Raw genomic sequence first — 11,892 nt, forward strand, 5'->3', positions numbered from 1 at the left:
TGATCGTCGATGCTGACCGTATAATGCGGAAAGGCGTTCATCGCCCGCTCGTGCCGGCGCCAGTCGTAGCTCGTGTGCCAGTATGCGACCAACTGCTTGAGGTCGGCCAGCCGGGTGCCGTAGGTCCAGCCGTCATTGCCGATTTCGTCCGGCCAGCGGGTGTTGGCCAGCCGGTCGCGCAGGTCACTCAGAGTTCCTCGGGGATGTCAATCACAAAGGCGTGGTGTTGCATGGTGCGGCTCCTCGTGTCTGCACCCCTGCCATAGCACGTCCGGGGAAACAAGAAAAAGAGGAACCCGCCGGTTGTCAGCTCTTGGAAATCGGGGCCGGGAGTTGCTACAACAGACGCATCCATGACCCAAAAGGAGGGAGCGTATGGTCTACGAAATGCGTGTGTACACACTACAGCCGGGCAAGGTGCCGGAGTTTCAGGCGCTGATCGAACAGGAAGCCCTGCCCGTGATCAGCAAATACTCCAAGCTGGTCGGCTGGTGGTCAACCGAGGTCGGTCCGCTCAACGAGGTGGTCCACATCTGGGCCTATGAAGACATGAATCACCGTGCCCAGGCCCGGGCCGCCCAGGGCGAAGATCCCGCCCTGCAAGCCTTCCGGCCCCGCGCCCAGGAGATGATTGTCAGCCAGTACAACAAGATCATGACGCCGGCCAGTTTTTCGCCCCTGCAGTAAGCCGAGCTGCGCGAGAGGTCGGAGGAGTCCTTCGGCCTCTCGGCGCTCCCGACCGGCTCCTCTCTTCGGTCTGGTTTCAGAGAGCGTGAGGATCGAAAAAGCTGTGAGGCTCAGCAGGAGAACGCTATGGACTCTGATCGGACACAGGTGCAAATCCTCATGGAGAAAATTCAGATTCTCCCACCAGAGAAAATTGCCGAGGTCGAAGACTTTGTCGATTTCTTACGGCAGCGTAGCGAGAAACAGCGCCTTCCCCGGGCGGCGGCGAAGCTGTCCGAGGTTCCCTTCCAGAAAATCTGGGATAATCCCGATGACGCTGTCTACGACGAGCTATGAGTTTGGTGATGTTGTCTTGGTCCCGTTTCCCTTTACAGATCAAACGACGAGTAAAAAGCGACCGGCTGTTGTGATCAGTTCGAGCGCTTATCATGAGGCGCGTCCCGATCTTATCATCATGGCGATCACAAGCCAGCTGAAAGCGTCACCGACTGTTGGAGAGAGCGCTATAGCAGAGTGGAAAGAGACCGGTCTTTTGAGACCTTCGGTTATGAAACCGGTTCTCACGACTATCGAGAGAGGGCTTGTCCTCAAAAAACTGGGCAGCCTGGGATCACAAGACCAACAGACCCTGTCAGCAATCCTCGACGTAATTCTCGGCCGGATCGACACGCCCGGGACACAAAGGTAAACGCCGGGCACCCTCACAAGCGATGATGCCGCAGGGCCAGAGACACGTTGAGAGACACATAGCGCAGCGGCTCGGGCGGCAGCCAGCCAGCCTTGGCGGGCGAGGACATCAGCACCAGATCCGGGTTGGGCTGCTCGGCGTACAGCTCGCACACCAGCCTGCCGCCGTAAAACCCGCTTACCAGGCCGAAACCGTTGTAGCCGACGCTGAACAGGACACGCGTGTCGTTGTCCAGCCAGCCCAGCAGCGGCGTGTGGGCGCGGGTGAGGGCCATCACGCCGCTCCAGCCATGGGCGGTCTGGACGCTGCCCAGGTAGGGATAGCGGGCGAGCAGCCGCTCGGCCAGGCGCCGGTAGGCCCGCGGCTGGTGACGGTCGGCGACCCGGCTGTTGTAGTCGTAGCGGGCGCCGCCCCTGATCAGCAGGCGGCCGTCGGGAGTGAGCCGAATCGTATGGGTGGCATCCATCTCATAGCGCCCAGGGACGCTGGTCCAGGCGCCGCGACCGATGACGGCCTCGTCCACCGGTCGGGTGACCATGACGTACAAATGGAGAGGCATGAGAATGCGTCTGAACAGGCCCAGTTGCGGGGTATAGGCGTTGGTGGCGACAACGACCGTGTCGGCGCTGAGCTGACCGTCCGGGCAGACCAGCTCGACCGGGTTGCCCCGCCGCAGCTGTTGCACAGGGGTGTGTTCGTAGATATGGACGCCCTGCGCCTCAACCGCGCTGCTGAGACCCCGGACGAGTTTGCCCGGATGGAGGGTTGCCCAGTGGGGCAGGAAAACCCCGGCCGGATAAAACTCTGAGCCGATCCGTGCGGCCAGGTCCGTGCCCTGCCACAGCTCGACGGATCGACCGAGTCGGGCGTAGGCCGGCACCTGCTTTTCCAGCGTTCGCACCTCGGCGTCCTTTTTGGCCAGCCGCAGCGCGCCGCTCTCCTGGAGGTCGCAGTCAATCGCTTCGCGCGCGATGGTCTCGACCAGGTGCCGATAGCCCTGCTCGGCGTATCGGGCGTAGGGTTCGACCGCAGCCGCCCCTTTGCTGAAAAAGAGGCTGTCCCAGCCGTGGTATTCGCGGGAGATGAAGCCGCTGTTACGGCCGCTGGCCCCAAAGCCGATACGCTGGCCTTCGAGGATGACAATCTGTTTGTTCGGATAACGCTGCTTGAAATGGTAGGCCGCGCTGAGTCCGGTGATGCCGCCGCCGACGATGGCGACGTCGGCCCGCACGCTGCCGTGGAGCGCGGCAGAGGCCGGGGGCGACTCGGTCAGCCATAAACTGTCCGGCAAAGACGGTGTTGATCTCTTCTTGCTCGGGGGTCGGTCTTTTGTGTCGCCCAGCGTCACGCTTGCAGCTCTCCGATGAAAGACAGAACCGCGTCGGCACAGGCGTCCGGCAGGGCTGCGGCCAGGTGGTAGGCCGTGCTGGGCAGGACCAGCAGCCGGGAGTTCGGAATCCGGGTCTGCCACCCGCGGACCGTCTCGACCGCAGCCAGCGCTCCCCTGTCGCTGGTAATGACCAGGGTCGGGGCTTGGATATCGGGCAGAAGAGCGGTGATGTCCATACCGCCGACATAGGCAAAGATCCCGGCCATGACCTGGGCCGGCGCCTTGCCCATCTCCTGAATCCACCATTCCCGCATGGCCGGACTGACCGTGCCCAAACGCCGATCCATAGTCGTGCGCGCCCAGCTCTCAACGCCTTCCTGTTCGACCTGTTTGAGCCAGGCGCCAGGATTCAGGGCGCTGTTGGCCAGGCTGGCCGGCCCGCCGATGACGGTCAGGCTTTTGACACAGTCGGGATAGTCATGGGCGAACTGCATGGCCACGCTGCCGCCGACCCGCTGGCCGACAACGTGGACGGCAGGCAGGCCCAGGTGATCGAGCAAGCCCTTGAGGTCCTGGCCGAAGCCGCTCAGCGACCAGGCGTAGTCGGCCGGCGGCACGCTGGACTGGCCAAAGCCTCTGAGGTCGGGTCGGACCAGGCGGAAGCGTCGGGCCAGACGTGGCACCCAGGCAAACCAGGCTTTGCTGGTATCCGCCACGCCGTGGATGAGCAGGATCGTTTCCGGGCTCGTCCACGGATCGGTATAATCGTCGTGCTCATAATACAGGGTCAAACTGTCGTCGATACGCGCCTGTGGCATGGCCGTGCTCCTTGCGTGCTGGCGGTCTCTTGCCTATGACTCTGCTGAGGCCGGGGATCAGGCACCAACGATAGCTTTTTCCCGCCCGAGGCCGCAAGAGAGAACAGGAGAGATGGTGACATGAACAAGGCTCTAGACTATCCGGTCCGCGTCATTCCCCAGCTGGCCATCCCGATGGCCGACGGCGTCCGGCTCGGCGTCCGCCTGTACATGCCGGATGCCCCCAACGACGGTCCGTTTCCGGCTATTGTCGAATCGCACCCGTACCGCAAAGACGACAACAAAGTCGCCCGCGATCGGCGCACCCACAGCTCTCTGGCCCGCAAGGGCTATGTTGGGGTGCGGCTCGATACCAGGGGCAGCGGCGCCTCGGAGGGCATTGCCCAGAACGAGTACACCCGCCAGGAACAGTACGACTGCCTTCAGGTCCTGGCCTGGCTGGCCGACCAGCCGTGGTGCAGCGGCCAACTCGGCATGTATGGCTCCTCCTACGGGGGAATCAGCGCCATACAGACCGCCATGCACGCCCCGCCCAAGCTGAAAGCGATCATTGCCATGCATGCCCTGGCTGACCGCTACGGCCAGGACGTGCACTACCACGGCGGCTGTCTGCCGGTCAACGAATCCGTTGCCTGGGCCGGCCGTATGGTAGCCCTGAACGCGCTGCCGCCACTGCCGGACATCGTCGGCGAGGAGTGGTTCGCGCGCTGGCGTGAGCGGCTTGAGCACACTCCCCAATGGCCGTTCGCCTGGCTGCGCCATCAGACCCGCGACGCCTACTGGCAGAACGGCTCGGTGTGCGACGACTGGGACGCGATTCAGTGCCCGGTGTTCGCCATCGGTGGCTGGGCCGACAGCTATCAGGATTTTGTCCTCCAGCTGCTCCAGCACCTGCGCGTGCCGTGCAAGGGCTTGATCGGTCCGTGGCTGCACGACATGCCGCACGTGGCCCGGCCCGGTCCCCAGATCGACCACCTGCGGGAAATGCTGCGCTGGTGGGACTACTGGCTCAAGGGGATCCAGAACGGCGTCATGGACGAGCCGCAGCTGACCGTCTGGGTCCAGGGCTCGCGCCCGCCCGAGCCGTATCGGGAAACGACGCCCGGTCACTGGCGATCTGAAACCGAGTGGCCGGTAGCGCGGACCGACTATCAGTCCTGGTATATCGGGCCGGCCGGGACGTTTGCCCCACACCTGCCGTCGGACGCCAGCCCGGACTGCTGGACTGGTCCTCCCAGCCCCGGTCTGGCCGCCCCGTTCTGGTGCACCGGTCTGCGGCCCAGCGGCCTGCCCCGCGACCAGCGCGGCGATGACGCGCGCGCGCTGAGCTACACCTCCACCCCGCTTGCCGAGCCGCTGGAGATTTTGGGCTTTCCCCGGCTGGAGCTGTACGTCGCGGCCGCGGAGCCGATTGCCCAGCTGGCGGTCAAACTGTGCGATGTCGGCCCCGACGGCGCTTCCCTGCTGGTCACCCGCGGCGTACTCAACCTGACCCATCGGGACAGTCACGCCCGGCCGAGCCCGCTGGTACCGGGCCGCATCTATCCGGTCCGTCTTGAGCTGAGCAGCATCTGCCACGTGTTCGCCCCGGGCCGTCGTCTGCGGCTGAGCATCGCCGGGGCCGACTGGCCGCTGGTCTGGCCGCCGCCGCGCCCGGCCAGCCTGACGGTCTGCCATGATACCGCCCATCCCTCCCGGCTCGTCCTGCCGGTCATTCCGGCCCAGTCTCCGGCTCTGCCGCTGCCGGTCTTTGCCCCGCCCGAGGTGCCGGTCGCGCCCGTCCGCTCAGAAGACGCTGAGCGCTCCTATATGGTCCGCCACGACATGCTTGACGGCACAACGACGCTCGACACCCGGGTCGGTGGGAGCAGCGTCCTGACCGAGCAGGGGCTGCGCATGACCGAAACAAACGCCAAAGAGCTGTCCATGCGGGACGGCGATCCCCTGAGCTGCACGGCCCGGATGCGCCGTCACCTGGAATGGCAGCGGCCGGGCTGGAAGGTGGTGATCGACAGTCTGATCGAGCTGAGCTGTACCGCGGACACGTTTATTGTCACTATTGAGCTGCGAGCCGCATACAACGCTGAGCTGATTTTCAGCCGGCGCTGGCGGGAAGCGTTTCCGCGGCTGCTGGGCTAAAATGCGGTGCATCAGGAGACACTCATGTCCACATCGCTTCAGGCCGGTGCGCGCTTTCCCGATCTGTGCCTGCCCGACCACACCGGTCGGCGTGTCAGCCTGTCGCAGCTGACCGCCCCGGACGAGTTCGACCGGCACCTCGGCTTTGCCCACGGCCGGCCGCTGATCGTGGTGGTGTATCGCGGCTTTTTCTGTCCTCGGGATCGTCTCCAGCTCGGCCAACTGGTGTCGTTTTACCCCGAGATCGAACTCAACCAGACCGGCCTGGTGGCGCTCAGCACCGACCCGCCTCCGGTTGCCGCCGCCTACCGAGCGGGTCTGGGCGCTCGCTTTCCCTTTCTGAGCGACCACCAGCGGCGGGCAATTCGCCGGCTGGGTATTGTCGATAACACCGATGGTGAGTATCCCGAGGTCGCCATTCCGCATACCGTGTGTCTGGCGCCTGATTTGACCATCCATAGCGTCTACACCGGCTGGTGGCTGGCCGGGCGACCGAGCGTGGAAGAGCTGCGGTGCGATATCCGGGCTCTCAGAGCGCGGCTGGACGACTATGCGCACGCGGCCTGGGATACCCCGGAGGTCAGGGCGGTGCGTATCCCGGCCGCGTACTGGGCCGGACACACGGCCAAGCCGTGGCGGACGGTCGGCCACGGACGGGGGCGGGTGGCGTGGTTTACCCGGGGGCGAGGGATGATCCGCTCGGAGCAGGGCGAGGAGCTTTTTGTTCACTTCAGCGCCATTCCGGGTCAGGGAGACCGCCGCCTGGAGCCCGGCGCCCGGGTAAGTTTCGAGATTGCCGAGGGACCGCACGGGCGCTACGCGGTCGAGGTCCGGGCGCTTGAGACCGACACGGACGGGCGGGACGGCTGAGTCTCGCACCAGCCGACACGTCCGATAAGGAAAAAGGAGGACTGTTTATGGCCAGATTTGAGGACTACGCCAACAACTACCAAACGATCCGCATGGAGCGCCGGGACGGCGTGTTGCAGCTGACCTTCCATACCGACGGGGGCAGTTTGCAGTGGGGGCTGTTGCCCCACCGTGAGTGCACCCAGGCGTTCGCCGAGATCGGCACCGACCCGGACAACAAACTGATCATCATGACCGGTACGGGCGCCGATTTTTCCGGTCCCCGGTCTACGCCGTCGTCGCGGCCCCAGGTCAACCCCCGCAGCTGGGACCCGGTCTACTGGGAGGGCAAACACCTGCTGAGCAATCTGCTGGATATCGAGGTGCCTATGATCAGCGCCATTAACGGCCCGGCCCTGCGCCACTCCGAAATCCCGCTGCTGTGTGACATTGTGCTGGCGTCTGAGACGGCCGAGTTTCAGGACTCGGCGCATTTCCCCAACGGCATGGTGCCGGGCGACGGCATGCACGTCGTCTACCCCCTGCTGCTGGGGCCCAACCGGGGGCGCTATTTTCTGCTGACCGGGCAGATCCTGTCGGCCGGGCAGGCTCTGGAGCTGGGGCTGGTCAACGAAGTGGTGGCGCCGGACGCCCTGCTGCCCCGGGCCTGGGAGCTGGCCGAGCAGCTGCTGCGCCAGCCGCCGCTGACCCTGCGCTATAGCCGGGTGGTGCTGACCCAGGACCTCAAGCGGCGCATGCTCGACCTGCTCGGCTATGGTCTGGCTTTAGAAGGGCTGGGGCTTTTGGATTTCGAGTCGCAATAGGGGGCGCGGCCGTACTCTTGCGGCCGGACCCGGCCGGCTGCTAGGGTCCGGCTGCAAACCGTGACACTGGAGGGCGAGATGGCAGACGAACACTATACCCAGGTCATCCACACGGCCGAGGAGAAACTGCTCCGTTTTCTGCGGACCTTTGAGTCGATTCAGGAGCATATCCAGTTCAACAAGATCGGCGACTCCCAGGCTGAGCTCCAGGCGGTGACGGGCGACATGTTCTCGACCCTGGCCGATGAGCTGGCCGGTCTGTCGCCCCCGGACTCGCTGACCGAGTTTCACGCCGGCTTCACCGCCGCGCTAGCCCAGTGCGCGGGTGCGGCCACGGCGTTTTTGGAGCCCGGCGGCAAGGATTTCTCGCTGGCGTTTTTGCAGAGTCGCTGGGCCTTGTGCAAAGGCATGAACCTGCTGTATGACCTGCGGGCTCACACCCCGACCCTCCAGGACTACTGGTTGCTGCCCGAGGCGCTGTCGCAGCGGGACGCCCTGGAAACCCGGCCGCCCGACGCCGGAGCGCCGGTCGGCCTGATGCACACCAAGCGTACCGACGCCCACGCGGCCTACTCTCTGTATGTGCCGGAAAACTATGACCCGCACAAAGAGTGGCCGTTGATCGTCTGTCTGCACGGCGGCTATGGCCGCGGCGAGGACTATATCTGGGCTTGGCTGCGGCCGGCCAAGAGCAAAGGCTACCTGCTGCTGTCGCCCAAGTCGGTGGATGTGACGTGGTCGGTCCTGCAGCCGCCGCTCGATGTCGAGTCCATCAGCAGGATGTTCGACGAGGTATGTGCCACCTACGCGGTCGATACGAGCCGGGTCTACCTGTCCGGGCTGTCCGACGGCGGAACCTTTACCTATATGCTGGGTCTGAGCCGCCCGGACATGTTTACCGGCATCGCCCCGATTGCGGGCGATTTCCACGCCATGCTGGACCCCATGCTGCGCCGCAAGCAGGGCCAAGACCTGCCGATCTACATTGTGCACGGGGCACACGATTTCATTTTTCCGGTGGCCACGATTCGGCAGGGGCACGAGCTGCTCAGCCACATCGGCTATAACGCGACCTACAAAGAACTGCCCGACTGGGGCCACGCCTATACCTCGCGCATCAATGAAGAGCTGGTGTTGCCGTGGTTTGAGGGCTTGGAACCGAGGCAGCGCTGAATCACCATGCCGCCACGGCCGTGCGGGTGTTCCATGTTGACCTACAAAGCAATGTATAAATTTCTCGATCAGGATGTCCATGCAGAAGTGCTGGATTTTCCCGGAACAATAAGCTGCGGCGAGACCCTCGCCGCAGCCCGTCGTTCATTGGCCGGCGCCTTGGTGGATATGGCCGAAACACATCTGCTCCGGGGCGAACCTCTCCCCCAGCCTGATCCTGCCTGTACCGATCCTGAGGCTGACCTGGAGGAACCTATTCATCTGTATTCTTGATGCGCCGGTTTTGTTTGCTCATGCAGCAACACTCTGCTCCTACTCCCATCCGCCTCGTTCTCGTCGGAGCCGGCCACGCCCATCTTGAAGTGCTGCGGCGGTGTATCCTCACTCCCCTGCCGAAGGTCGAGCTGAGCGTTGTTTCTCTGGACGCCTACCACTACTACTCGGGGATGCTGCCCGGGTATGTGGCCGGCACATACCCGCCAGACGCTGTCCGTGTCGATGTCGCCGCCCTGGTCCGGCGGGCAAACGGCCGCTTCATCAAGGCCCGTGCGCTCGGACTCGACCCGAACGGACGGACGCTTCGGCTGGCTGAGGCCGAGCCTGTCGCCTACGACCTGATCTCGTTCAACCTCGGCTCTCAGGCTGCGGGGGCTGAAGCCGAAGCCGTCGCCCGGCACGCGGTCCTGCTCAAACCCTTCTCTCAGGTCACCACCGTGTGTCAGCGTCTCCAGACCCTGGCTCGGGAAAAGAGTGACCGTGCCTGCCATATTGCCGTCGTTGGCGGTGGGGCGGCCGGCTTTGAGATGGCGTGCGCGCTTGAGGCTGCGCTAGCGCTCGCCGGACAGACCCGTCAGGTGTCCGTGTTCGAGGCCGCGCCCGGTATGCTGGGCGGCTATTCCACGGCCTTTCGTAGCCGCGCCGCGCATATCCTGGCTCACAAAAACATTGCGGTGCATACCGGCCGGTCCGTGCGCCGGGTGTATGCCGATGCGGTCGAGTTGGACGACGGCGACACCCGTGCCGCCGATCTGACCGTCTGGCTGAGCGGACCGGCCGCGCCCCCGGTGTTCCGCGGGTGTGATCTGGCGCTGGATGCCCGAGGCTTCCTGCTGGTCAACGACAGCCTGCACGCGCTCGACGACCGGCGGGTGTTCGGCGTGGGCGATTGTGCCACCCTCGCCGCCTATCCCCACACCCCCAAAGCCGGAGTGTATGCGGTCCGTCAAGGACCGGTGCTGTGGGAGAGCCTGCGGGCGAGCCTGAGCGGCCGCCCGCTGCCGCACTACCGGCCGCAGTCCGGCTTCTTGTCGATCCTGAATACTGCGGACGGCAAGGCGCTGCTGCGCTACAAGCGGCTGGTTTCGCACAGCCGCTGGGCGTGGCAGCTCAAAGACTGGATTGATCGACGGTTTATGGCGCGCTATCAGGGCCTGCTCGGGTAGGGGCAACCGGCCAGTCGTCCCTACCCACCGAAAACGGGGCTCACAGCAGGTTAAACTGTTGTATGCAGCCGATTCTTGCCATCTCCTGCGGTGCTGGGTATGGTAAGCCTCGGTGTGGACGAGCGAAGTGCGACCCGGCAACGAATACCCTGGAGTCGCCCGTTTTCACTCTCGGAGAAAACACCATGAGCGTTGAATTGATCAGTGTCCTGATAGCGGTGGTCGCGGTGGGGGCCACCCTGGCCGGGTTGATGCTGGCCGGACAGCGGGCCATCCGTACAGAGCTGGTGGAGCAGCGTCAGGAGCTGGCCGCGCAGCGTCGGGATTTCGGCGCCGAGCTGGCGGAGCAGCGTCAGGAGCTGGCCGCGCAGCGTCAGCACTTCAGTACTGAATTGGCCACGCACCGACGGGATGTCAGCGCCGAGTTGGCCGCGCAGCGTCAGTACTTTGATGAACGGTTCAGCGCCTTGGAGCAGCAAATCGCCAAACTGCGCACCCAGATCGCCGAACTGCGCACCCAGATCGCCGAACTGCGCAAGCGCATGGCCCACCTGGAAGGCCTGCTCGACGGTCTGCGTGAGGCCATCGCCATCCGACAGGGAGCCGCGTGATGGCGTCCGGGCCGGACTGTCTTCAAAATACAGAGTACGTTTCTTCATACCCTCATTTGAAAAGATCTTGCCTGGAGCCTTGGCTGGCCTTCGGCTGCTCCAAAAATTTTGACCAGGGGTGAAGCCCCTGGCCGCGGCAGTGGCGTACAGCGCCTCTTGTGTCTGGGTTTCTGACCGCTGTTTGTCTGCATCCTCGCTTTGTGGAATCGTCCTTGAGAACACAGCCAATGGCGAGAACGCCGTCATCCCGTGTCCCGTTGCGCTTTGCAGCCTCGCTGTCTGCCTTCTGCATCACGGCGTAAGGATGGCGAATCCCTCGCGCGACGCGGCCTGATTCAGCCGTGCGTCAAAGCAGACAAAGCCCATACTCGCAGGCTCATCCTCCGCAGCGACGAGCGCCGCCGCCAGTTGCAGACTGTCCGCAGTCCTGAGCGGATGGACGCGCAGCAGGCGTTGTGCCACGGCTTTGATCCGCCGGCTTGGTTGTACTTCGTACCACACCTGCGACAGGGCATTGAGGCGACCGAGGTGCGCGGTGACGTCGTCTGGTTTGAGGCTGCCGTCACGCTCCCGCCGCGAGACCGCCGCGACATACTCGATTGCGGCTCCCCACCACACGACGATCTGCTCATCCGCTTCGAGCACTCGCAGCGCCGCCTGCCGGCGCGCTTCCTCCACGCTCAGGGCCAGCAGCGCGGAGGTATCCCAGAAATTCACCGGCTCCCCTCTTGGCGTTCTTCTGCGCGTTCCTCAAGCACGGCGTCCAGCAGCCCGGCGCCCTGGCGGAGGGGCTGTCTCACGACATCAAGGGGGCTCCCAGACCCGCGACGCGTTACAATCTCTGCCTGCACCAAGCGGGCAAGCTTGGCGTCTCTATCCACCTCGTCCAGCTCGTGTCCGCCCCCGGTGTCCCGCCCGACCGGAACAATGCGCGCAACGGGCGTTTTGCGTTCCATCACCAGGACGGATTCTCTGGCTTTGATGCGGCGCAGATAGGCGCTCAAGCTATTCTTGACTTCTGAAATCGTCGCACGAATCATACTCGCTCCTCGTCCGCAATTGATATAGCTATATTAGAGCACTTCACGATGCTGTGTCGCCCTTCGACTTCAGGCGCGCTGCGCCTGACGCCCAGGACTAACGGTCTCCCGTTCGTGCTGAGCGGAGCGGAGCGAAGTCGAAGCAGGGAGGCTGGCTCGCGGCCAGCAGGACGAGAGCGGAACAGCCGGGCTACAGCCTAACGTGAAACGCTCTAGAGGGTGTTATGCACTTTTTTGCTGCGATTCATTTTCCTCAGAGAAATCGCTGACTTGCAGGAACTACCTCGGCGG

The 11,892-nt window shown here is 64.2% G+C and carries 15 protein-coding genes; 10 read left to right on the forward strand and 5 right to left on the reverse strand.

Annotation, left to right across the window (positions count from 1 at the left end; genetic code table 11):
• On the reverse strand, positions 1-191 hold a 191-nt coding region (locus tag J4F42_17015; GenBank protein MCE2487219.1), incomplete at its 3' end, for an epoxide hydrolase N-terminal domain-containing protein.
• A gap of 184 nt (positions 192-375) precedes the next feature.
• Here J4F42_17015 and J4F42_17020 point away from each other — a divergent pair.
• From J4F42_17020 to J4F42_17030, 3 genes are all read left to right on the forward strand, one after another.
• Positions 376-687: an NIPSNAP family protein gene (locus J4F42_17020; protein ID MCE2487220.1), complete on the forward strand. Its 312-nt coding sequence runs from the start codon at positions 376-378 to the stop codon at positions 685-687.
• 126 nt (positions 688-813) lie between these two features.
• Positions 814-1,023 (forward strand): DUF2281 domain-containing protein, encoded by a 210-nt coding sequence (locus tag J4F42_17025; GenBank protein ID MCE2487221.1) that lies wholly within the window; start codon positions 814-816, stop codon positions 1,021-1,023.
• Positions 998-1,375, forward strand: coding sequence for a type II toxin-antitoxin system PemK/MazF family toxin (locus J4F42_17030; protein MCE2487222.1), 378 nt, complete (start codon positions 998-1,000; stop codon positions 1,373-1,375). The genes J4F42_17025 and J4F42_17030 overlap by 26 nt, the downstream gene beginning before the upstream one ends.
• A 13-nt stretch (positions 1,376-1,388) precedes the next feature.
• Here the strand turns inward: J4F42_17030 and J4F42_17035 are convergent, their stop codons facing one another.
• Both J4F42_17035 and J4F42_17040 read right to left on the reverse strand, forming a co-directional pair.
• The gene (locus J4F42_17035; protein ID MCE2487223.1) at positions 1,389-2,666 is read right to left on the reverse strand and encodes an FAD-dependent oxidoreductase; all 1,278 of its coding nucleotides are present in this window, start codon (positions 2,664-2,666) and stop codon (positions 1,389-1,391) included.
• 53 nt (positions 2,667-2,719) lie between these two features.
• Positions 2,720-3,523: an alpha/beta hydrolase gene (locus J4F42_17040; protein MCE2487224.1), complete on the reverse strand. Its 804-nt coding sequence runs from the start codon at positions 3,521-3,523 to the stop codon at positions 2,720-2,722.
• Between the two features lie 120 nt (positions 3,524-3,643).
• Between J4F42_17040 and J4F42_17045 the strand changes: the two genes are divergently transcribed.
• The 7 genes from J4F42_17045 to J4F42_17075 all read left to right on the forward strand — a co-directional run bounded on the left by J4F42_17045 (position 3,644) and on the right by J4F42_17075 (position 10,561).
• The gene (locus J4F42_17045; GenBank protein ID MCE2487225.1) at positions 3,644-5,662 is read left to right on the forward strand and encodes a CocE/NonD family hydrolase; all 2,019 of its coding nucleotides are present in this window, start codon (positions 3,644-3,646) and stop codon (positions 5,660-5,662) included.
• 24 nt (positions 5,663-5,686) lie between these two features.
• Complete coding sequence (locus J4F42_17050) at positions 5,687-6,532, forward strand: cold shock domain-containing protein (protein MCE2487226.1); 846 nt, start codon at positions 5,687-5,689, stop codon at positions 6,530-6,532.
• Positions 6,533-6,579: 47 nt separating this feature from the next.
• Complete coding sequence (locus J4F42_17055; protein ID MCE2487227.1) at positions 6,580-7,335, forward strand: enoyl-CoA hydratase/isomerase family protein; 756 nt, start codon at positions 6,580-6,582, stop codon at positions 7,333-7,335.
• 78 nt (positions 7,336-7,413) lie between these two features.
• Positions 7,414-8,508, forward strand: coding sequence for a hypothetical protein (locus J4F42_17060; protein MCE2487228.1), 1,095 nt, complete (start codon positions 7,414-7,416; stop codon positions 8,506-8,508).
• A gap of 33 nt (positions 8,509-8,541) precedes the next feature.
• Positions 8,542-8,781, forward strand: a complete 240-nt coding sequence (locus J4F42_17065) for a hypothetical protein (GenBank protein ID MCE2487229.1) — start codon at positions 8,542-8,544, stop codon at positions 8,779-8,781.
• A gap of 20 nt (positions 8,782-8,801) precedes the next feature.
• The gene (locus J4F42_17070; protein ID MCE2487230.1) at positions 8,802-9,950 is read left to right on the forward strand and encodes an FAD-dependent oxidoreductase; all 1,149 of its coding nucleotides are present in this window, start codon (positions 8,802-8,804) and stop codon (positions 9,948-9,950) included.
• Positions 9,951-10,135: 185 nt separating this feature from the next.
• Entirely contained in the window at positions 10,136-10,561 is a 426-nt protein-coding gene (locus tag J4F42_17075; protein ID MCE2487231.1) for a hypothetical protein, read from the forward strand.
• A gap of 291 nt (positions 10,562-10,852) precedes the next feature.
• Here the strand turns inward: J4F42_17075 and J4F42_17080 are convergent, their stop codons facing one another.
• A complete protein-coding gene (locus tag J4F42_17080; protein ID MCE2487232.1) occupies positions 10,853-11,278 on the reverse strand; it encodes a type II toxin-antitoxin system VapC family toxin in 426 nt (141 codons plus the stop codon).
• On the reverse strand, positions 11,275-11,601 hold the full coding sequence (locus J4F42_17085) for a hypothetical protein (GenBank protein ID MCE2487233.1): 327 nt from the start codon (positions 11,599-11,601) through the stop codon (positions 11,275-11,277). Before J4F42_17085 ends, J4F42_17080 begins: the two co-directional genes overlap by 4 nt.
• Between the last annotated feature and the right edge of the window lie 291 nt (positions 11,602-11,892).

This window comes from Desulfurellaceae bacterium (assembly GCA_021296095.1).
Classification (GTDB): Bacteria; Desulfobacterota; Binatia; order Bin18; family Bin18; genus JAAXHF01.

Excerpts from the sequence above, each read along its gene's own strand:
- J4F42_17020 (MCE2487220.1), top strand. The coding sequence starts at position 376 with ATGGTCTACGAAATGCGTGTGTACACACTACAGCCGGGCAAGGTGCCG.
- J4F42_17025 (MCE2487221.1), top strand. The coding sequence starts at position 814 with ATGGACTCTGATCGGACACAGGTGCAAATCCTCATGGAGAAAATTCAG.
- J4F42_17030 (MCE2487222.1), top strand. The coding sequence starts at position 998 with ATGACGCTGTCTACGACGAGCTATGAGTTTGGTGATGTTGTCTTGGTC.
- J4F42_17040 (MCE2487224.1), bottom strand. The coding sequence starts at position 3,523 with ATGCCACAGGCGCGTATCGACGACAGTTTGACCCTGTATTATGAGCAC.
- J4F42_17045 (MCE2487225.1), top strand. The coding sequence starts at position 3,644 with ATGAACAAGGCTCTAGACTATCCGGTCCGCGTCATTCCCCAGCTGGCC.
- J4F42_17050 (MCE2487226.1), top strand. The coding sequence starts at position 5,687 with ATGTCCACATCGCTTCAGGCCGGTGCGCGCTTTCCCGATCTGTGCCTG.
- J4F42_17055 (MCE2487227.1), top strand. The coding sequence starts at position 6,580 with ATGGCCAGATTTGAGGACTACGCCAACAACTACCAAACGATCCGCATG.
- J4F42_17060 (MCE2487228.1), top strand. The coding sequence starts at position 7,414 with ATGGCAGACGAACACTATACCCAGGTCATCCACACGGCCGAGGAGAAA.
- J4F42_17065 (MCE2487229.1), top strand. The coding sequence starts at position 8,542 with ATGTTGACCTACAAAGCAATGTATAAATTTCTCGATCAGGATGTCCAT.
- J4F42_17070 (MCE2487230.1), top strand. The coding sequence starts at position 8,802 with ATGCAGCAACACTCTGCTCCTACTCCCATCCGCCTCGTTCTCGTCGGA.
- J4F42_17075 (MCE2487231.1), top strand. The coding sequence starts at position 10,136 with ATGAGCGTTGAATTGATCAGTGTCCTGATAGCGGTGGTCGCGGTGGGG.
- J4F42_17085 (MCE2487233.1), bottom strand. The coding sequence starts at position 11,601 with ATGATTCGTGCGACGATTTCAGAAGTCAAGAATAGCTTGAGCGCCTAT.